Genomic DNA, 20,938 nt, shown 5'->3' on the forward strand with positions numbered 1-20,938 from the left:
CTCTATTCTGTTTCGGCGTTGAATTTTTTACGTAATGCCTGATGAATTTTTGCTTGCTCTTCATCAGTCAGCGCTTGGTATTCGTTATTAGATACAACAAAGAAATCCTCTGCACGTTCACCTACCGTTGTAATACGGGCAGCGTGAATGTGTAGTAAATGCGCTTGGAAAACTTCGGCTATTTTGGTTAGTAAACCTTGTATATCGACGGCTTGAATTTCTATTAAGCTACGGTCTTTGCGTGCATGTGGGCGCAACACAATTTTAGGTTTAATATTAAAATCTTTAAAGCGTTGAGAGCGGCTCTTTTTAAAGCGAATTTTTTTACGCGGATCGCTAAGTGCTTGCTCAAGCCCGCGTTTAATTGATTGCGCTCGACCACTTGCAATAGGGTCGCCACTTACTTCAAGTATTACAAAGCTAAACAGGACGTAACCATCTTTTGTGGTCAGTACTTGCGCGTGCTGTATTTGTGCTTTTTTAGAGCCAATTACACTCACTAATCTCGCAAAAAGCGCACCAGAGTAGGGGCTGTATACAAATACTTGTGTACCCCCATGCATTGCTTTGTTAGATACAATGACACTGGGTTGGCTTAAATCGGTGCTAGTTAATAAATGCTCACTTTGCCACGATATTTGCTGTTCGCTAAAGGCGGTAAAGTAGTTGGCTTTAAAGCGACTCCAAATTAAATCAATTTTATTCTCAGGGTAACCTAAGTTGAGTAGACGTTGTTTAGCTTGGTGCTTTTTATCGCGAATTTGGTCGCGCTGATCCATTGGGTTTTCAAGCCCTAAGCGTAATGCGCGCTGCGTGTGCAAGTACAATTCACGCAGTAGGGTGTTTTTCCAATCGTTCCATAAGTTGTCGTTGGTTGCACGGATGTCGGCAACGGTTAAACAATATAAATAGTCGAGTTGGCGCTCTGTTTTAATACGTGTTGCAAAGTCTTTTATTACAGCAGGGTCGTTAATATCTTTACGCTGCGCGGTAACCGACATAAGTAAATGGTTACTTACAAGCCATGCTACTAATTTTGCGTCAGAGGATGAAAAACCATGTAGTTTAGCAAAGGCTATAGCATCAACAGCGCCAAGTTCTGAGTGATCTCCCCCTCGTCCCTTAGCAATGTCGTGAAATATACCGGCTAAATAAAGTAGCTCTGGTTTGTCCATTCGAGTGACTATTTCACTACAAATAGGAAACTCGCTAATGCCAGTTTTATCAAAGTATTCGTAAATATTTTTGATTAATTTGTGAGTATGCTCATCTACGGTGTAGGCGTGAAACAAATCGAACTGCATTTGTCCAAATATATTACGCCACTGCGGTAAGTAGGCGGCAAGCATGCCGTGTTTGTGCATTAACGTAAATGCGCGGCCCATACCATTAGGGTGTTTAACTAAGCGTAAAAAAGCTTCACGACAGGCTGCATAATCTTGTAAATCCCCCAATAAACGGCGGCGTACTTGGCGGATTGTACGAATAGTGCTTGGGTAAATATGCGTTATTGCAGGGTTGTCTGCTATGTGCTCAAACAATACAAAAAGTTGGTCACGTCTAAAAAATACAGATGGATCTTTTACGCGTATTTGATGGCCCACTTGCTCAAAGTTTCTGTCGAGTACTATCACCGTTTTTTCACTACTTTCGGGCATGATACTTTGCTCAAAGTATGAAAGTAGCATTTGGTTAAGTTCGCGCACGCGGCTCATTATTCTAAATAAGCGCTTCATCATACGCTCAACAGAGGCTTTACCGTCGCTACCAAAACCTAAAATTTCGGCGGCTTGTGGTTGATGATCAAACAATAAGCGGTTTTCAGCCCGACCTGCGGCTAGATGCAGTGCAAAGCGAATATTCCATAGGTTCTCTAGGCACTCTGAAAGCTCTTGAAACTCTTCATGGGTTAAGTAGCCGTGACTTATTAACTCTTGCAGGGTTTCGGTTCTAAAGTGCTTTTTTGCGACCCAAATAATGGTTTGCAAGTCGCGCAGGCCACCGGGGTTTTCTTTAATGTTTGGCTCAAGATTATACGCGGTGCCATGGCACTTTTTGTGACGTAAGTTTTGTTCTTGAACTTTGGCAGTAAAAAACTCACCGGAGCGCCATACGGGGGTTTCTAGAATATGCGTTTTGAGTTTTTCAAACTCAATATGATTACCAAAAATAAGGCGGCTTTCGAGTAAACTGGTGGCAAAAGTAACGTCTTCACGTTTTTGCTCAATGGCTTGTTCTATCGTGCGCACGCTGTGGCCAATCTCTAAGTTGAGATCCCATAGCATGGTGACAAACTGGCCTATTTTTTCGCATATTTCTTCGCTTGGTGGTTTAGTTACAAGCAATAAAAAATCGATGTCGGAGTAGGGATGTAGCTCGCCACGTCCGTATCCGCCTACTGCTATTAGTGCTAAATCAGGTTCGCGCGCTAAGTCGTAAACATGAAAAAGCTTAATTAGTAGGCGGTCAATAAACTCAGCCCGGGCATTAATTAAATTCCCAACCGGTTGTTTAGAAAATTCGTTATGTAACCATTTATAAAAATAGCTAGAACAATCGCGATAATCACTAAGTTGCTCTGCATCGCTGAGCAACTTTTTTACTTTGTTGGGTAATGCCACGTGGGCTGGCTCCTAATTTCTTATTTATTATTAGTGTTCTATGATCCTGTCGATAGTATCATCTGATCGTAGCGTTAAAATTTCAACACCATTTTCAGTCACTAATAAAGTATGTTCCCACTGTGCAGACAAGCTGCGGTCGCGAGTTACTACAGTCCAATCATCTTTAAGTAGCTTACATTGGCGTTTACCCGCATTAACCATTGGTTCAATTGTTAAGCACATGCCCGCTTTTAAAGTTTCGCCAGTACCCGCTTTACCGTAGTGCATTACTTGTGGTTCTTCATGAAATCCTGCGCCAATACCGTGGCCGCAATATTCACGAACAATAGAGTAATTAAAACTTTCTGCATATTTTTGAATAGCAGAGCCAATATCACCTAAGCGCACACCTGGTTTTACCATTTTAATAGCAAGGTATAAGCTTTCTTGTGTTACTTCTGCAAGACGCTTAGCTTGGATGTTTGGTGTACCAACGTGGAACATTTTAGAAGTATCGCCGTGGTAGCCATCTTTAATGACAGTTACGTCAATATTTACGCTGTCGCCTTCTTTTAATGCTTTGTCATTTGGAATTCCGTGACAAATAACATGATTAACTGACGTACAAACTGATTTTGGAAAGCCATGATAATTTAACGGAGCAGGGATTGCTTGTTGCACATTAACAATATAATCATGACAAAGTGTATTTAGCTCATCGGTGGTAACACCCGGCACTACATGAGGGCCGATCATTTCAAGTACATCGGCCGCTAAGCGCCCAGCTACGCGCATTTTCTCTATTTCTTCAGGGGTCTTGATAATAGCGCTCATTGAGGCTCCAAAGTTGAGTTTCTAACATTTATCGCCGAACAAATTTTGCACGCGACGTTGAGTATTTAATTTTAATATGGTATAAAGCGCGCCGTCTTTTTACAAATAAATTCTTAAATGATTTTTTGTATTTAAGGCAAACACAATTTTATTTTAACACACACACGTATCGTCACATACACTTGGGTGCATTTGAAGTTTAATTACTTCGGTGTTGGTGCTATGGGATATGTGGAGGCCTAACCCTAAACAACTATAGAGGATCTATAAAATGGCAAACGTTTCAATGCGCGATATGCTTCAAGCTGGTGTTCACTTTGGTCACCAAGCACGTTACTGGAACCCTAAGATGAAGCCTTTCATCTTCGGCACACGTAACCGTGTACATATCATCAACCTTGAGCAAACTGTACCAATGTTCAACGACGCACTTAAGTTTTTATCAAGTGCTGCAGCTAACAAAGGTAAAGTTCTTTTCGTTGGTACTAAGCGCGCAGCAAGCGACGCAGTTAAAGCAGCTGCTTTAGAAAGCGATCAGTTCTTCGTAAATCACCGTTGGTTAGGTGGTATGTTGACTAACTGGAAAACTGTACGTCAATCAATCAAGCGTCTTAAAGACCTTGAAGTACAAAGCCAAGACGGTACTTTCGAGAAATTAACTAAGAAAGAAACGTTAATGCTTAACCGCGAAATGGAAAAGCTTGAAAAGAGCCTTGGTGGTATCAAAAACATGGGCGGTCTTCCAGACGCGCTTTTCGTTATCGATGCTGACCACGAGCACATTGCTATCCGTGAAGCAAACAACCTAGGTATCCCTGTTGTTGCAATCGTTGATACTAACTCTAACCCAGACGGCGTTGATTACATCGTTCCTGGTAACGATGATGCTATCCGTGCTGTAAGCCTTTACACTAGCGCTGTTGCAGCTGCTATCACTGAAGGTCGCGAGAATAACATCGTTGCTCAAGCTGAGAAAGACGATTTCGTTGAAGCTGAGTAATTAGCTATCATCAAGTCTTCATCTTTTTAAGGTGAAGACTTGTTATTCTTGTAGAGCGGGTAACCCGCTTATCTAAACCAGATTTCAGATTTGAGGATTTACTAATGGCTGTAACTACTGCCCTAGTTAAAGAATTACGCGAGCGCACAGGCGCTGGCATGATGGATTGTAAAAAAGCGTTAACTGAGACTGATGGCGACATCGAGTTAGCGATTGAAAACATGCGTAAAAGTGGCGCTGCTAAAGCTGCTAAAAAAGCAGGTAACATTGCTGCTGAAGGTACTATCATCATCAAGCAAAACGCTGGTGTTGCAGTACTAGTAGAAGTTAACTGTCAAACAGACTTCGTTGCAAAAGACGTAAGCTTTTTAGCATTTGCTGATAAAGTTGCTGAAGCTGCAATTGCTGACACTCTTACTATCGAAGACTTACAAGCTAAGTTTGAAGAAGACCGTGTTGAGCTAGTAACTAAAATTGGCGAAAACATCAACGTACGTCGTCTGCAGTACATCGCTGGTGAAAACCTAGTTGAGTACCGTCATGGCGACCGTATCGGTGTTGTTGTTGCAGGTGTTGCTGATGAAGAAACACTTAAGCACGTTGCAATGCACGTTGCTGCTTCACGTCCAGAGTACTTAACTCCTTCTGACGTACCAGCTGACGTTGTAGAAAAAGAAAAGCAAGTACAAATCGAAATCGCGATGAATGAAGGCAAGCCTGCTGAAATCGCTGAGAAGATGGTTGTTGGTCGCATGAAAAAATTCACTGGTGAGGTTTCTCTTACTGGTCAAGCTTTCATCATGGAACCTAAAAAATCTGTTGGCGATATTCTTAAAGAGAAAAATGCAACAGTTACTGGCTTTGTACGTGTAGAAGTTGGTGAAGGTATCGAGAAGAAAGAAGAAGATTTTGCTGCTGAAGTTGCTGCTCAAATTGCAGCTGCTAAAGGTCAGTAAGATTAACTATTTGTGATGCAAAAGGAAATTAGATGCAATTAAAGTACTATTTGGTTTTGCTTCACAGCTAGAAATTCTTTAAAATAACCGCGCTTTTATGTTTAACATAAGCGCGGTTATTTTTTATCCATAATTCAATAAAAGTTGGCCCCTATACTATGACTATCAATCGCAAACCTATTTTCAGACGTGTTCTTCTCAAATTAAGTGGTGAAGCTTTAATGGGAGACGAAGGCTTCGGCATCGACCCTAAAGTTTTAGACCGTATGGCACAAGAAATTAAAGAGCTAGTAGAGCTTGACGTAGAAGTGGGTTTAGTTATTGGTGGAGGTAACTTTTTACGCGGTGGTTCACTTGCAGAAGCAGGTATGAACCGCGTAGTAGGCGACCACATGGGTATGCTTGCAACGGTTATGAATGGCCTTGCAATGCGTGATGCGCTACACCGTGCATTTGTAAACTGTCGCTTAATGTCGGCTATTCCGCTAAATGGTGTATGTGACGCTTATAACTGGGCTGAAGCAATTAGTTTATTGAAAACTGGCCGCGTTGTTATTTTTGCAGCAGGCACCGGTAACCCATTTTTTACTACCGATTCTGCAGCGTGTTTACGCGGTATCGAAATTGAAGCGGATACAGTAATTAAAGCGACTAAAGTGGATGGCGTGTACAGTGATGATCCTGTTAAAAACCCAGAAGCGACGCTTTACAGCCACTTAAGCTACAATGAAATCATTGAAAAAGAATTAAAAGTTATGGATTTAGCGGCATTTACTCTAGCCCGCGATCACAATATGCCATTGAGCGTATTTAATATGAATAAATCAGGCGCGCTAAAACGCGTAATTATGGGTGAAGAAGAAGGAACACTTATTTCTTCACAAGCCTCAGATGAAATAATCAAATAATTAGGATTAAACCGTGATTAACGATATTCAAAAAGACGCGCAAGCGCGCATGCAAAAAAGTGTAACTGCACTAGGTAGCCAATTATCTAAAATTCGTACTGGCCGTGCACATCCTGCAATCCTAGATGGCATTATGGTGTCGTACTACGGTGCACCAACGCCTTTAAACCAAGTTGCTAACGTAACAATTGAAGATTCTCGTACACTTGCTATTGGTGTATTTGATAAGTCTTTAGCGCAAGCTGTTGAAAAAGCAATTATGGCGTCTGACTTAGGTTTAAACCCTATGTCGGCAGGTACTGTTATTCGTGTACCTCTTCCTCCACTTACAGAAGAGCGTCGTAAAGACCTAATCAAAATTGTACGTGGCGAAGTTGAAGGCGGTCGTGTTGCTATTCGTAACATTCGTCGTGATGCTAATGGCGATGTAAAAGGTTTATTAAAAGATAAAGAAATATCTGAAGATGAAGCGCGTCAATCAGATGATGCGATTCAAAAACTTACAGATAAGTTTATCAAAGAAATGGATACTCTATTAGCTGCTAAAGAAGCAGAGTTAATGGAAATCTAAGTAAGTCCCTGTTTATCTTTTGAGGTTAAATTTGCAGTAGTGTGTTTGGCTTTAAGGCAAGGCAGAGCCTACGTAGTGTGGTTATTACTCATTATTAGGCGATAGCAATGCATAAAATCTAAAAACGCGCTGCCCAAAGGGTTCTGCCTAGATTGAATAAATTACAATCCTGAAAGGTCGACAGGACCTATTAAAATTATTAGTTTTGAAACGCCGTCTAGGGTATACTAGGCGGCGTTTTTTTATGGAATACTCGATATTTATGGTTCTAGATGCTGACACAATTTCACAGCAATGTTTACCCAAACATGTTGCTATCATCATGGATGGGAACGGACGTTGGGCACAAGCTAGAAATAGACCTCGTGTGTACGGGCATAAAAAAGGCGTAGACGCAGTTCGTCAATCTGTTCAGTTTTGTACTAAATTAGGGATACAATCGCTAACCTTATTTGCTTTTAGTAGTGAAAACTGGCGCCGCCCTGAAGACGAAGTAAACACTTTAATGGAGCTTTTCTTATTTGTTTTAACAAAGGAAGTTAAAAAGCTTCATAAAAACAATGTAAAACTGACCATTATTGGAGACTTATCACGATTTTCTGAAGGATTACGTAGCAAGGTAGACGCTGCGCATAAGCTGACTGAAAATAATACCGGATTGCGCTTAAATGTTGCAGCTAATTACGGTGGTCGTTGGGATATGGCTAACGCGGCTAAACAACTTGCTTTGCAAGTTGCGCAAGGCACACTCAACGCAGAAGATATTACAGAAGAGCGCTTAGCACAGCATATGAGCATGGCAGATCAGGCAGAACCTGATTTACTTATTCGCACTGGTGGCGATGTTCGTATTAGTAATTTTTTACTATGGCAAGTTGCTTATGCAGAACTTTACTTTACCGAAACACTTTGGCCTGATTTTAATGAAGCAGCATTTGCTGAGGCTATAGCGTGTTACGTTGCCAGAGAGCGACGTTTTGGTTGTACGGGCGAACAAATAAAACAATTACTCGCTCAAACCTAAATAGAATAAGGGTCACATTTTGTTAAAACAACGAATTTTAACCTCACTTGTGCTTGCACCATCGGCATTAGCTTTGGTTTTTTATACACCGCTTACGTTATTTAGTTACTTTGCCGGTGCAATAGTATTATTAGGCGCATGGGAATGGTCTGCGTTTATGGGTTTATGCGATAAGCTCAAACGTGGTGCTTTTGTTGTATTGATTGCAGCCTTACTTGGCCTGCTTAATTTACATTGGCCTATTGAATCACTATGGGAAAGTGGCAAGCTAGTAGGTGATGCGAATTACTTATTTACGCTTTCGTTTGCTTGGTGGATTGTTGCTAGTTATTTAATTTGGCGCTATCCAGAGATGGCTAAAGCGTGGAATGAAGGTCTAGTAATGCGCGGCATTGCAGGTTTATTAACACTTGTGCCGTTATGGCTTGCACTAAATACGCTGCGCAGTGCGCAATATGCTGAATCAACACATTTTGGCTCTGTACTTATTTTAGTCGTATTGGGTATTGTGTGGAGTGCAGACGTTGGTGCTTATTTTTCAGGTAAGAGCTTTGGTAAGCATAAACTTATGCCAAAAGTGAGCCCTAATAAAACAATTGAAGGGTTAGCAGGCGGTGTAGTCGCTTCTATCATTTTTGTTTTAGCATTTTGTCACTTTACCGATGTTGATTTAGGTGTTTGGCCTATCTACGCGATAATGACTGCATTTATTGCATTGTTCTCTGCGGTAGGTGATTTACTTGAAAGCATGTTTAAACGTGAAGCTGGTTTAAAAGATAGCGGCCGTTGTTTACCTGGGCACGGCGGTATTTTAGATCGCATTGACAGCTTAACGGCTGCAGCTCCAATGTTTGTAATGTGCTATGCGTGGACTCTTAGTTTATGAGCCAAAAGCAATTGCTGGTTATTTTAGGCGCAACAGGTTCAATTGGTTTAAGTACACTAGATGTTGTATCGCGCAATAAAGAGTTATTTGATGTTTTTGTTTTAGCTGCAGGGCAAAACGCAAAAAAAATGGCTGAGCTGTGTATTGAACACGAACCACTTTATGCGATTATGGCTACCCAGCAAGCCGCTGAGCAGTTATCTGCTTATTTAGCTAATACACCATGCCAAACGCTTGTTATGCACGGCGAGCAAGCAATGTGCGACTTATGTGCTCACCCAGATGTTGATGTCGTGATGTCGGCAATTGTAGGTGCCGCTGGTTTACTGCCAACATTAAGTGCAGTAGAAGCAGGTAAAAAAGTACTCCTTGCTAATAAAGAATCGTTAGTTATGTCAGGTCAGTTGTTTATTGATAAAGTTAAACAACATAAAGCGACCTTGCTGCCAATTGATAGCGAACATAATGCTATTTTTCAATGTCTACCTTCTTCGTTACAAAGTGCCAAAGGCGATCAAAATTTACAGCAACATGGCGTAAGTAAAATTTTGCTTACCGGTTCTGGTGGCCCGTTTTTAACGCGCGATATAAACACACTAAAAGATGTAACTGTAAGTGAAGCCGTGGCGCATCCTAACTGGTCGATGGGTCAAAAAATATCAGTAGACTCGGCCACTATGATGAATAAAGGCTTAGAGTTTATTGAAGCTAAGTGGTTATTCAATTGCGACACCAGTGATATAGACGTAGTGATTCATCCACAAAGTATTATTCACTCAATGGTGCAATATCATGACGGTTCTATTTTAGCGCAAATGGGTAACCCTGATATGCGCACGCCAATTGCCCATGCACTTGCATACCCTGAGCGAATTAATGCAGGCGTTAAACCGTTAAACTTCTCTGATATATGTGATTTCTCATTCACCAAGCCTGACTTTTCTCGCTATCCAAATTTACAATTAGCGATTGATGCGTGTAGTGCAGGGCAGGGCGCGACTACAACGGTTAATGCTGCAAATGAGATAGCAGTAAGTGCATTCTTAAACGGTAAAATTGGTTTTACTGATATATACAAAATAAATGCACAAACGCTTGAATCTGCAACGTATACCAATGTACAAAGCTTAGATGAAATTTTAGAGTGCGATAAATTAGCGCGTATTAGCGCTTCAGAATTTATAACAAAAGTGGCGCATTAATATGTTTGATTTTTTTTGGAATCTTGGCTCATTTATTTTAGCGCTTGGTATTTTAGTGGCCATACATGAATATGGCCATTTTTGGGTTGCACGAAAAATGGGCGTTAAAGTGCTGCGTTTTTCAATTGGCTTTGGTAAGCCACTATTAAAATGGCACGATAAATATAATACCGAATATGTGATTGCGGCTATTCCATTAGGCGGTTATGTAAAAATGCTTGATGAGCGTGTTGATGACGTGCCGGCAAACCAACGTCATTTATCGTTTAACGCTAAATCTGTACAAGCACGTATTGCCATAGTTGCAGCGGGTCCAATGGCCAACTTTTTGTTTGCCATTTTTGCTCTTGCTGTAATGTATATGGTGGGTGTGCAGTCGGTAAAGCCTGTGGTAGGTAGTATTACCGAGGGTAGCCGAGCAGAGCAAGCGGGCATTATGCCTTCTCAACATATTATAAAAATTGGTGATGATGATATAACGACCTGGCAAGATGCCACGTTTGCACTTATGTCTAATTTAGGTGAAGAAAGCGTTGAAGTGATAGTGCGCGATAAAAACCTTCAACCACGTGTTAAAACGCTTAATTTAGAGGGGTGGAAACTAGATCAGCAAGACGTGCCACCATTAAGCTCGTTAGGTATTGTACCGTTTAGACCTCAAGCAACTTTAACAATTGCCGCCGTAACTAAAGACTCAGCTGCAGAACACGCTAATTTACAAGTTAATGACACAATTTTGGCTGTAAACGGTGAAACAATAAGCAATTGGCAGCAATTAGTTAATCTTATTACGCAATCAGCTAACAAATCTTTACAATTTAGTGTAAAAAGACAAGATACTATAAAAGCCATTACAGTAACCCCTAAAGGGCGCATTGATAATAACGGTATTGAGCAAGGCTTTTTAGGTGTTGCTCCTGTTGTACAGCAATGGCCTGATGGTTATGTAGAGACTAGACATTACGGCCCGCTCGATAGTATCGTGCGAGGCACAAAAGAAACGTGGCGCTTAATTACACTCAGTTTTGACATGATTGGTAATTTAATTACAGGCCAGGTTTCGGTTAAGAATTTAAGTGGCCCTGTGGGCATTGCAGTAGGCGCTGGAACTAGCGTAAGCTATGGGTTAGTGGCCTTTTTAAGCTTTTTAGCCTTAATAAGCGTTAACTTGGGTGTATTTAATTTATTACCCTTACCAGTACTTGATGGTGGACACTTAATGTATTACATAATTGAACTTTTTCGTAAAAAGCCGGTCTCTGAAAAGACACAAGAGTTTGGTTTTAAAGTGGGCGCCTTGTTGCTCATTTTTCTAACATGTTTCGCTTTGTTCAATGATGTATCGCGTTTGTAGTTTTACAGCGTGGCAAATTACTAATTAGAACACGATTGTAAAGCACCACTTTAGTAGGGTGTTATGCGGTAATACAGTTGTAAAGGATAAAGATAATAAAATGGCTATAAAAAAACATTTGGCAGTAACAAGTTTATTGGGTGCAAGTTTTGCAGCCCTAGGCCAAAACTCCTTTATTGTTGAAGACCTGAAAGTTGAAGGTTTACAGCGTGTAGCACTTGGTGCAGCGCTAACACATATTCCTATTAACGTAGGCGATAATGTTGATGACTATACGATTTCAAAAACAATAAAGTCACTTTATCGTTCTGGGCACTTTGATAACATAAAAGCCCTTCGTGATGGCAACAACGTTATTTTTAAAGTAACGGAACGTCCTACCATCAGCTTCATTGAGTTTGAAGGCAATAAAGACATTAAAGACGAGCAGCTTAATGAGTCTCTTGATCAGCAAGATATTCGCCAAGGTGAACCACTTGATAAAACCGTTATCGATAGTATCGAAAAGGGCTTAGTTGAGTTTTTCCACAGTATTGGTAAATACAACGCTAAAGTAGATATCAGTATTACTAAGTTGCCTCGTAACCGCGTTAAACTTAAATTAGAGTTTGATGAAGGTGATGCAGCTTCTATCCGACAAATTAACTTAGTGGGTAATGAACTTTTTTCTAATGAAGAGCTTCTTAAACTTGCTGAATCGCAGCAAGATTTACCTTGGTGGCAGTTTATGGGTAGCGATCGCTACCAAAAGCAAACCATTGAAGGCGATTTAGAAAAAATTCGTAGTTATTATTTAGACCGTGGTTACCTACGTTTTAATATCGATTCAACGCAAGTATCAGTGAGCCCTGAACGTGAATCAGTTTACGTTACAGCTAACTTAACCGAAGGCGTAAAATATACCGTTAAAGGCTTTGACTTTATTGGTGACTTGCTTGGCCGTGAAGACTTAATTAAAAGTGTTATCCCACTTAGAGCGGGTGAGCTTTACAATGGCTCAGTCGTTACTTCGTCAGAAGAATTTATTAAAAGCTACTTAGCACGTTTTGGTTACGCTAATGCTGAAGTGCGTACAATTCCAGAAATTGACGACGAAAAGCAAGAAGTACAACTAACACTATCGGTTAATCCAGGTAAGCGTGTATACGTTCGTCGTATTATTGTTGGTGGTAACCAAAATACAGCTGATGAAGTACTTCGCCGTGAAATGACACAACTTGAAGGCGCCTGGTTATCTAATCAAAACCTTGAGCGTTCAAAACTACAAATTCAACGTTTGCCTTATATGGAAACTGTTGATTTTAACGTAGTGCCTGTACCAGGTGTGGATGACCAAGTAGATGTAGACTTTACTGTAAAAGAGCAATCAGCGGGTAGCTTTAATGCTGGTCTTGCTTATGGTTCTTACTTAGGTCTGCAGTTTAATATTGGTGTAACAGAATCTAACTTTTTAGGCACAGGTAACCAAATTGGTTTAAACCTTAACACGTCTACAGGTTCTGAAAGCTTAAGCTTATCGTACACAGACCCATACTTTACGCCAGATGGTGTATCGCAAGGCAGTAGCATTTTTTACAGAAACTACGATGCAAGTAAATTTAGCCTTGTTGAGTACAAATCAAAAAGTTATGGTTTAGGCACAAATATTGGTTTTCCAATTGATGCTGTAAATCGTGTTAACTTTGGCGCCCGTTGGATTAAAGAAGAGCTTTCGGATATTGCAGAGTACGAGCAAACGCGTGTACTTCGTGAAACATTCTTAGATCCAGACAACCCAGATGCAGGCTTTGACTTTACTAAGTATGAGCTGAGTGTTGGTTGGTCGCGTATTACAGTTAACCGTGGTTTATTCCCAACAGCGGGTTCGCGTCAAACTCTAAACTTAACAGCAACAACGCCTAACTCAGATCTTCAGTACTTTAAACTGAATTACGATTCGCGTTTTTACTGGCCTATATCAAATGACCACCGTTGGGTATTCTCAACGCGTGCAGCGCTTGGTTATGGTAATGGTTATGGTTCTACAAACGGGTATGAGCAAACACTTCCATTCCAAGAGTACTTCCGTATAACGGAAATGGAACTTCGTGGCTTTGACCGTAATACAATATTACCACGTGCTGTATCGCGTATACCGCAGTCTATTCCAGGTACGCCAGGTGCAGACGGTACTACAACCGGTAGCATTGGTGGCGCATCAGAATTTGATATTCTAGTGCCGCAAGGCCGTATTGGTGGTAATGCTAAAGCAGTGGCAGGTATGGAGCTAATTGTTCCTACGCCATTCTTAGATGAAGAAAATACCAGCTCTGTACGTACTAGCTTCTTTGTTGATGCTGCAAACGTATGGGATACTGAGTTTAACGTAGACCGCTATCAAAACTTAGGCGTTGATGAACGTGCTAAATTAGATGACTATTCAGACCCAATGCGCTTTAGGGTTTCAACCGGTCTTTCATTACAATGGATCTCTCCAATGGGTCCAATGCTGATCAGTTTTGCGTATCCATTGCAAAAAGAAGAAGATGACGATACGAAAACCATCAGCTTTAACATTAGTAACACTTTCTAAAGGAGTTTTTTGTGAAAAAATTATTTAAATCAACAGCTGTAGCAGTTTTAGCAACTTTAATGATGGGTACTTCTGTGAATGCATTTGCACACAAAGTAGGTATTGTTGATATGCAGGAAATCTACAAGCAAATTCCTCAAATGGCTAAAATTGAACAGTCTTTACAAACTGAGTTTGCTGAACGTCGTCAAGAGCTTGAAAAGTTACAAGGCGATATTCGTTTTGAAGCTGAAAAATTTAAACGCGAAAGTACAACTATGAGCCAAGCTCAAAAAGATGCACTACGTGATAAAATCCAAGGCATGCAAAAAAATCTTGCTGAACAAGGTCGTCCTTTAGAGCAAGAAATCAAAGCGCGCCAAAACCAAGAACTTGCTAAAGTTCAAGGTGTAATAATCAAAACAATTGAAGAAATTGCTAAAGACGGCGACTTCGACGAAGTTAAAGTAAAAGACACAACAATTTACTTTAATCCTAAAGAAGTAACTGATCTTTCGTCTAAAGTTGTAGCTGCAGTTAGTAAGAAATAATCACTCTATGCAAAATTATACGCTTTCGCAAATTGCGGAACTTCTAGGCGCCGAACTTCAGGGTGATGGCGCTTTAGAAATAAAAAAAATAGCGACACTTGCAAATGCCCATTCTGGGCATATTGCATTTTTAGCGAACTCAAAATATCGCTCGCAACTTGAGACTACTCAAGCTAGCGCTGTAATAGTAAGCCAAGCCGATGCTCAGTACTTTAGTGGTAGCAAAGTTATTGTTGCGAATCCGTATGTAAGTTACGCAAAATTAGCGCAATTTATGGATACAACACCACGCTCAGCCTCGACGGGTATTCATCCAAGTGCCACGGTTCATTCAACAGCGATTGTTAGTGACAGCGCCGCTATAGGGGCTAATGCAGTCATTGAAGCTGATGCGGTGATAGGTGACAATGCGCAAATTGGTCCGAACAGTTTTATCGGAGAACGTGTTAAAATAGGCTCTGGCACTAAGCTTTGGTCTAGTGTGACTATTTATCACGATGTTGAAATTGGTTCAGATTGTTTGTTTCAAGCAAATAGTGTTGTAGGTAGTGATGGGTTTGGCTATGCGAACGAACGCGGGCAATGGGTAAAAATACCTCAGCTTGGTTCAGTGATCATAGGTAACAAAGTTGAAATTGGTGCAAGCACGACAATTGATCGTGGCGCACTGGACAATACCATTATCCATAGCAATGTTATTATCGATAATCAGTGTCAAATAGCGCACAACGTTGAAGTTAATTCAGGCACCGCAATCGCGGGCTGCACCGTACTTGCAGGAAGCGTTACCATTGGCAAAAACTGTCAAATTGGTGGCATGGTTGCAATTAATGGTCACATGTCTGTATGTGATGGTGTTATAATTACCGGCATGAGTATGGTGACAAAATCAATCACCGAACCAGGTATTTACTCATCTGGTATGCCCCATACAACAAACAAAGAATGGCGTAAATCAATAGCTCACTTGCGTAACCTTTCAGACATGAAATCTCGTCTTAAAGCGCTGGAAGCATTGGCTAAGTCATAACGTTGAACACTAATAAGGATGCTATTTTGGCAAACGAATTAAATAGCCTTGATATTCAAGAAATTTTAAGTTTATTACCGCACCGTTACCCGATGCTATTAATTGATCGTGTTATTGATTTTACACCTGGCAAATCTTTACATGCTATTAAAAATGTTTCTATAAACGAACCTATATTTACTGGCCATTTCCCAAATCAGCCAATTTTTCCTGGTGTGCTAATATTAGAATCAATGGCGCAAGCCACGGGTTTATTAGGTTTTAAAACAGTAGAAAATCGTAGTGAAAACGAATTATATTTATTTGCTGCTGTTGATAACGCACGTTTTAAACAGCCAGTGATCCCAGGTGATACAATGCACCTTCATGTTGAGTTTTTAAAAGAACGTCGCAACATTTGGAAGTTTGCAGCAGAAGCTAGAGTCGACGGCAAAGTAGTGTGTAGTGCCGAAATTATGTGTGCGAGAAGAGAGTTTTAATAGTGATCCATTCTACAGCAATAATCGAACCTGGCGCTAAACTAGGTAACAATGTCTCAGTTGGTCCGTATAGTTATATTGGCAATGATGTTGTTATCGGTGATAACTGTATTATTGAGTCTCATGTTGTTGTTAAAGGGCCATCAACTATTGGCTCTGGCAATCATATTTTTCAGTTTGCGTCTGTGGGCGAAGCCTGCCAAGACAAAAAATACAACAACGAGCCAACCACATTAGTCATGGGTGATAACAATGTTATCCGTGAATGTGCCACTATTCACCGTGGTACAATTCAAGACCAAGGCGTTACTAAAATTGGTAGTAATAACTTATTTATGGCTTATACACACGTTGCACATGACGCGGTAATTGGCGATAACGTAATTTTTGCTAACAATGCAAGTGTGGCCGGCCATGTACATGTAGGCGACTGGGTTATCTTAGGTGGTAATTCGGGAGTTCATCAGTTTTGTAAAATTGGTGCACATGCCTTTATTGGTATGTATTCAGGTGTTAACAAAGATGTACCACCTTTTGTTACTACCATTGGTATGCCAGCAGGCCCTGCCGCTATCAATAAAGAAGGCATGAAACGTCGTGGTTTCGAAAGTGATGAAATTATGGCTGTACGACGTGCATACAAAGCGTTTTACCGTAAAAGCTTAGGTGCAGACGAAGCGATTGAATCGCTTAGTGAAGATGCTGAAAAGTACCCTGCTGTGAAATTGATGGTCGACTTTGTTAAAAGCTCAGAGCGCGGCATTGTAAGATAATTCGCGCGTTTTGCTCTAAGCATAAAAAAACCACCCTAGATGATAAATCGAAGGTGGTTTTTTATTGCCCACGGTTTAGACCTAATTCAGTTAATACTCAGCGAGCTCAAGTTAGGATGCATCTAATTTGTATAATAAAAGTCATCCTATGCGTTTACCTAAGTTAGTTGTCACTCTTTTTATTACTTCAGCGTTAGCCGCTTGTAGTAGCCAACCTATTGTTAAATCATCTACTGGAGAGGTTACTCAAGTTGGTAAAGCATCTTTTTATGCTGACAAATATCACGGGAGAACAACTGCCAACGGAGAGCGCTTTAGCCAACAAGCCGCCACAGCAGCCCATTTAGAGTTCGACTTTGGCACTAAGGTCGTTGTTACCAACCTCGCTAATAATAAATCAGTCACGGTAAGAATTAACGATAGAGGCCCGTATGTGCGAGGTCGTATTATTGATTTATCAAAGAGTATGTTTGAAAAGATAGCCGACCCTAAAGTCGGCGTTATTGATGTATCAGTAACGGTTTTAAAACCGGGTAGTTAGCGCAATATAGTCGGGATAAGTGCTACTGAGCTCTTTATGAGAGCCTTGTGCGACTACTTTACCGCCTTCTAACCATACAACATTATCCATTTGAGCAAGTAGAGCGGGATCGTGCGTAATTGTCAGCACGCTGGCGTTATTCATAACATGCATTATTGCTTGCATTACCCCTTGCTTAGATTGATTATCAAGACCTTCTGTTGGTTCATCAAGAACTAAAATAGTAGGGTTTTTAAGTAATGCTTGGGCAATGGCTATACGCCTAGATTGACCTTGCGACACGTTACGCCCGCCAGTGCCTAATCGTGTTTTTAAACCTTCTTTTAGCTCATTAAACCATGGGCTCAATTGAGCTAATGAGAGCGCTTCAATCATTTGCTCTTTAGTTGCATTTGGCGCGGCATAACGTAAGTTTTCACTTAATGTGCCATCAAAAATATGGTGCTGCTGGGCGAGTATATTTATAACATTTGCGCGTATATCATTATTTAACGAATGTAAGTCAACAACGCTATTTTGATTGTTTAGCGTTATGCTGCCTTGTTGCAAAGGCCATAAACCAGTAAGTAAATTTACAAGCGTCGTTTTACCGCTGCCGCTTCTACCTACAATCGCTACTTTTTGCTGAGGCATTAGTTCAAAACTGATATTAGTTAGCGCTGTTTGTTCACCATATTGGTAGCTAATATTGTTAAGTACTAACGTGTGATTTTGCGCGCTAAAGTTTTCATCAATGTCTACATGTTTACTTTTAATTTGCGTACTAGCTGCTTTATCTTCAAGTGTAAACAATCGCTCTGCTGCTTTTAAAACATTTGGAAGCTCTATAAACGCGTTGGGTAGTAGTAATACGCTTTCAAAGCTTGCCAGTACAAATAAACTTAACATAGCAAGTTCTACATTTACCATACTGCTTGCGTAAACCAGCGGCACAATGGTTACTATGCTAGCAAGCATGGCTAATTGAACAACCAACAAGCTTAATCCATCTGAGTTTGCCAGTGCTTTGTGGCAAATAAATAATTGCTGATTGTACTGCTCGCTTAATTCGTCGCACTTATTAAGTTGCTGCGAACGGGCTTGATAAATACTAAGCTCTCTAAGGCCTGTAAGTGTATCTGAAAGCTCAGAGCGAAGTTGTGCACTAAGTTGTGCTTCTTTATGGCTGTTTTTAGTGAGCTTTATGCTGAGTAGGGCAGGTATAACCACACCAATAAGTATAATGCCAGTAAAGCAAATAAGGGCGACGTTGCCATTATAGGCCGACATAAACAGCATGATGATTGGCACACTTAAAAGAGCGACCAGCATAGGAAGTAAAACGTTTAAATAAAATTTGTCGAGTGCGTCTACATCGTTTTGTAATCGGTTAACTAGATCAGCGCTGCGGCTCATTGCTAAATCAACATTGTTAAGCTTGCTTAACGTTGCAAATACATTGGTACGTATTTCACTTAGTAATAAAAACGTGGCGTTATGAGTAACTAGGCGTTCGCCATAGCGCGATGCTGTTCGCACAATAGCTAAAAAACGAATCGTGCCGGCAGGAGTAAAATAATTCATTTGTACGCCCGCAATACCAGCAGCGGCCATTGATGCTAAAAACCAGCCAGATATAGCCAACAGGCCCACATTAGCTAATACCGTAATCGTCGCTAAAAATGTACCCAATAGCATAGCTTTGTAATGAGGAGCACAAAGTTTTAATAAACGAATAAAATTACGCATGCACCACCCCTTGTTCAGCCGTTTTTAGTAAGTCAGCAAATGCACCATTTTGCGCTGCAAGTGTTTCAAAGTGACCTTGCTCAGCTATTTTTCCATCGTGCATCACAATGATATTGCTGGCATGTTTAACGGTATTTAATCTATGGGCAATAACTAATACTAAGTTGTTTTTAGTATATTCATTAATAGCATCTTGAATAAGCAGCTCTGTTTGACTATCAAGGTGCGCAGTGGGCTCATCAAGCACTAAGACTGGTGCTTGTTTTATAAATGCGCGAGCCAGTGCAATACGTTGTTTTTGACCGCCAGAAAGCCCTTCACCTTGCTCACCTATCTGGGTGTTAAAACCATCGGGTAGGGTATTAATAAATTCAAGCACACCAGCTTGTTTTGCCGCGTGTTCAAGCTCTTGCTGTGTGGCAGTGGGTTTGGCCAATTTAATGTTGGCAGCAATGGTGTCGTAAAATAGCGTCGCTTGTTGTGGTATCCATGCAATATTATTTTGCAAGTAAGTAATATCGGTTGTACTTAAACTCTGATCATTAATAGATAGGTTGTTAATCACCTCAGGGTGAAACCCTAATAGACAATCAAACAACGTACTTTTACCTGAGCCACTACTGCCCACAACTGCAATTAAGCCTTTATTTGGCAATGTTAAATTTATATTTTTAATCCCTTCGTTACTACCAGGGTATATAAAATTAAGGTCGGTAATACTTATTGAATTAATTGTATTTAAAGTTAAATTGTTTTCAGGTGCGCTTGTAGTTACTGACGCATTTTCGTCACTTGGCAGTGGGGCATTTAAAATCGCAACCATATCGGCCGCCGCACTAATACCTTGTAAACGTGCATGGTAATGACTACCTAGTTGGCGCAGTGGTAAATAAAATTCAGGCGCTAAAAGTAGCACCACAAAGCCAGTGGCAAAATCAAGAGTGCCAAAAAATAGTCTAAAACCAATAATTACGGCAACGAGTGCCACGCTAATAGTGGCTAAAAACTCAAGTGCAAATGATGATAAAAACGCGATTTTTAAAACATCGAGTGTCGCGTGTCTAAAATCATCTGAAATTTTAGCTATTTGTTTAAGCTCGGTACATGTTGCATTAAATAGTTTTAGCTGAGTTAAACCTTGCACGCGGTCAAAAAAGTAATTGCCCAGTACAGCAAGTTGCTTCCAGCGTTTTTGGTTTAAAGCTTCGGCTTTAGAGCCTACTAAAATCATGAAAAAAGGAATAAGTGGGGCGGTTAATAAAAATATCAGCCCAGCTTTATAATCTGTCGGAAAAATAACTACCAATATTGCCAGCGGAATAAGCGCGCTGTAAGCAACACCTGGCAAGTATTTAGCATAATAGTCGTGAAGTGCTTCAACGCCATTATGCAGGGTATTTAATGTAGCGCCTTGGCCGTGTTGTTCTATATAACTAGGCCCAAGTAAGCTGAGCTTATGGAGAAGTGTTTGGCGCATAGCCGATTTTATTTTAAGCGCAGCAAATGCACTTAAGCGCTCACTTAACGCTAAAAACACCGCGCGCAATAAAATAATGCCTGCTAAGGGCCATAATAAATGAGTGACTTGGGCTAAATTATTACCTTCAAACATTACATTATGAATAGCTTGAGCCAGTAAATAAGCACCTGCAATCATCAGTAATGCGTTAAAAGTACCCAGTGCAATGCTTAACTTTAACCACACTGCAGCGGGTTTACTTTGACGCTTTAAAAAAGCGCGCAGTGATTGCTGCTGCGCGCGGTCTGGTCGGGGGTTAGTCGTCATCTTTTGTGTTGTTAGCATCATTTAATAAATCGTGCATGGCTTGTTCATCATCAGCAATGCTGTTTTTATTTTGATGAAATTCGTACCACATTACATTTATTACACCTAAGGTACAGGCCAAAAGTACACCTAAAATCCAAGCGAAATACCACATTGTTTAG

The 20,938-nt window shown here is 40.6% G+C and carries 19 protein-coding genes; 14 read left to right on the plus strand and 5 right to left on the minus strand.

The genetic code is table 11. The features are described from left to right. Window positions 1–2: 2 nt before the first annotated feature. A complete protein-coding gene (gene glnD, locus GQR47_RS10090; RefSeq protein WP_002958323.1) occupies window positions 3–2,621 on the minus strand; it encodes a [protein-PII] uridylyltransferase in 2,619 nt (872 codons plus the stop codon). Between the two features lie 30 nt (window positions 2,622–2,651). Further along, on the minus strand, window positions 2,652–3,437 hold the full coding sequence (gene map, locus GQR47_RS10095; protein ID WP_002958322.1) for a type I methionyl aminopeptidase: 786 nt from the start codon (window positions 3,435–3,437) through the stop codon (window positions 2,652–2,654). 271 nt (window positions 3,438–3,708) lie between these two features. Here map and rpsB point away from each other — a divergent pair, with 271 nt between their 5' ends. From rpsB to GQR47_RS10165, 14 genes are all read left to right on the plus strand, one after another. Further along, window positions 3,709–4,437: a 30S ribosomal protein S2 gene (gene rpsB, locus GQR47_RS10100; RefSeq protein WP_024596499.1), complete on the plus strand. Its 729-nt coding sequence runs from the start codon at window positions 3,709–3,711 to the stop codon at window positions 4,435–4,437. A gap of 104 nt (window positions 4,438–4,541) precedes the next feature. Continuing rightward, window positions 4,542–5,393 (plus strand): translation elongation factor Ts, encoded by an 852-nt coding sequence (gene tsf, locus GQR47_RS10105; protein ID WP_002958320.1) that lies wholly within the window; start codon window positions 4,542–4,544, stop codon window positions 5,391–5,393. A 158-nt stretch (window positions 5,394–5,551) separates the two neighbouring features. Beyond that, the gene (gene pyrH, locus GQR47_RS10110) at window positions 5,552–6,301 is read left to right on the plus strand and encodes a UMP kinase (protein ID WP_024596498.1); all 750 of its coding nucleotides are present in this window, start codon (window positions 5,552–5,554) and stop codon (window positions 6,299–6,301) included. Between the two features lie 13 nt (window positions 6,302–6,314). Continuing rightward, window positions 6,315–6,872 (plus strand): ribosome recycling factor, encoded by a 558-nt coding sequence (gene frr / locus GQR47_RS10115; protein WP_002958318.1) that lies wholly within the window; start codon window positions 6,315–6,317, stop codon window positions 6,870–6,872. Between the two features lie 244 nt (window positions 6,873–7,116). Beyond that, on the plus strand, window positions 7,117–7,896 hold the full coding sequence (locus GQR47_RS10120) for an isoprenyl transferase (protein ID WP_024596497.1): 780 nt from the start codon (window positions 7,117–7,119) through the stop codon (window positions 7,894–7,896). Window positions 7,897–7,915: 19 nt separating this feature from the next. Further along, window positions 7,916–8,782 carry a phosphatidate cytidylyltransferase gene (locus tag GQR47_RS10125; protein WP_024596496.1) on the plus strand — a complete coding sequence of 289 codons (867 nt, stop codon included), beginning with the start codon at window positions 7,916–7,918 and terminating at the stop codon, window positions 8,780–8,782. Continuing rightward, on the plus strand, window positions 8,779–9,984 hold the full coding sequence (ispC, locus tag GQR47_RS10130; RefSeq protein ID WP_154903577.1) for a 1-deoxy-D-xylulose-5-phosphate reductoisomerase: 1,206 nt from the start codon (window positions 8,779–8,781) through the stop codon (window positions 9,982–9,984). Before GQR47_RS10125 ends, ispC begins: the two co-directional genes overlap by 4 nt. A gap of 1 nt (window position 9,985) precedes the next feature. Next, window positions 9,986–11,338 carry a sigma E protease regulator RseP gene (gene rseP, locus GQR47_RS10135; RefSeq protein ID WP_002958314.1) on the plus strand — a complete coding sequence of 451 codons (1,353 nt, stop codon included), beginning with the start codon at window positions 9,986–9,988 and terminating at the stop codon, window positions 11,336–11,338. Window positions 11,339–11,438: 100 nt separating this feature from the next. Then, window positions 11,439–13,910: an outer membrane protein assembly factor BamA gene (gene bamA / locus GQR47_RS10140; protein ID WP_024596248.1), complete on the plus strand. Its 2,472-nt coding sequence runs from the start codon at window positions 11,439–11,441 to the stop codon at window positions 13,908–13,910. Window positions 13,911–13,921: 11 nt separating this feature from the next. Next, window positions 13,922–14,440, plus strand: coding sequence for an OmpH family outer membrane protein (locus GQR47_RS10145; protein WP_002958312.1), 519 nt, complete (start codon window positions 13,922–13,924; stop codon window positions 14,438–14,440). A 7-nt stretch (window positions 14,441–14,447) separates the two neighbouring features. Further along, entirely contained in the window at window positions 14,448–15,470 is a 1,023-nt protein-coding gene (gene lpxD / locus GQR47_RS10150) for a UDP-3-O-(3-hydroxymyristoyl)glucosamine N-acyltransferase (RefSeq protein WP_024596249.1), read from the plus strand. Between the two features lie 26 nt (window positions 15,471–15,496). Next, window positions 15,497–15,949 carry a 3-hydroxyacyl-ACP dehydratase FabZ gene (fabZ, locus tag GQR47_RS10155; RefSeq protein ID WP_002958310.1) on the plus strand — a complete coding sequence of 151 codons (453 nt, stop codon included), beginning with the start codon at window positions 15,497–15,499 and terminating at the stop codon, window positions 15,947–15,949. A gap of 2 nt (window positions 15,950–15,951) precedes the next feature. Continuing rightward, entirely contained in the window at window positions 15,952–16,722 is a 771-nt protein-coding gene (gene lpxA, locus GQR47_RS10160; protein WP_024596250.1) for an acyl-ACP--UDP-N-acetylglucosamine O-acyltransferase, read from the plus strand. Window positions 16,723–16,870: 148 nt separating this feature from the next. Next, window positions 16,871–17,263, plus strand: a complete 393-nt coding sequence (locus GQR47_RS10165; protein ID WP_024596251.1) for a septal ring lytic transglycosylase RlpA family protein — start codon at window positions 16,871–16,873, stop codon at window positions 17,261–17,263. Here GQR47_RS10165 and cydC read toward each other — a convergent pair. The 3 genes from cydC to cydX are packed head-to-tail and all read right to left on the minus strand — an operon-like array spanning window position 17,246 to window position 20,931. After that, complete coding sequence (cydC, locus tag GQR47_RS10170; protein WP_024596252.1) at window positions 17,246–18,991, minus strand: thiol reductant ABC exporter subunit CydC; 1,746 nt, start codon at window positions 18,989–18,991, stop codon at window positions 17,246–17,248. The genes GQR47_RS10165 and cydC overlap by 18 nt on opposite strands. Further along, window positions 18,984–20,777, minus strand: a complete 1,794-nt coding sequence (gene cydD / locus GQR47_RS10175; RefSeq protein WP_024596253.1) for a thiol reductant ABC exporter subunit CydD — start codon at window positions 20,775–20,777, stop codon at window positions 18,984–18,986. The genes cydC and cydD overlap by 8 nt, the downstream gene beginning before the upstream one ends. Beyond that, window positions 20,767–20,931: a cytochrome bd-I oxidase subunit CydX gene (gene cydX, locus GQR47_RS10180; RefSeq protein ID WP_002958303.1), complete on the minus strand. Its 165-nt coding sequence runs from the start codon at window positions 20,929–20,931 to the stop codon at window positions 20,767–20,769. Before cydX ends, cydD begins: the two co-directional genes overlap by 11 nt. Between the last annotated feature and the right edge of the window lie 7 nt (window positions 20,932–20,938).

This window comes from Pseudoalteromonas sp. Z1A2, from assembly GCF_011378755.1.
Classification (GTDB): Bacteria; Pseudomonadota; Gammaproteobacteria; order Enterobacterales; family Alteromonadaceae; genus Pseudoalteromonas; species Pseudoalteromonas distincta.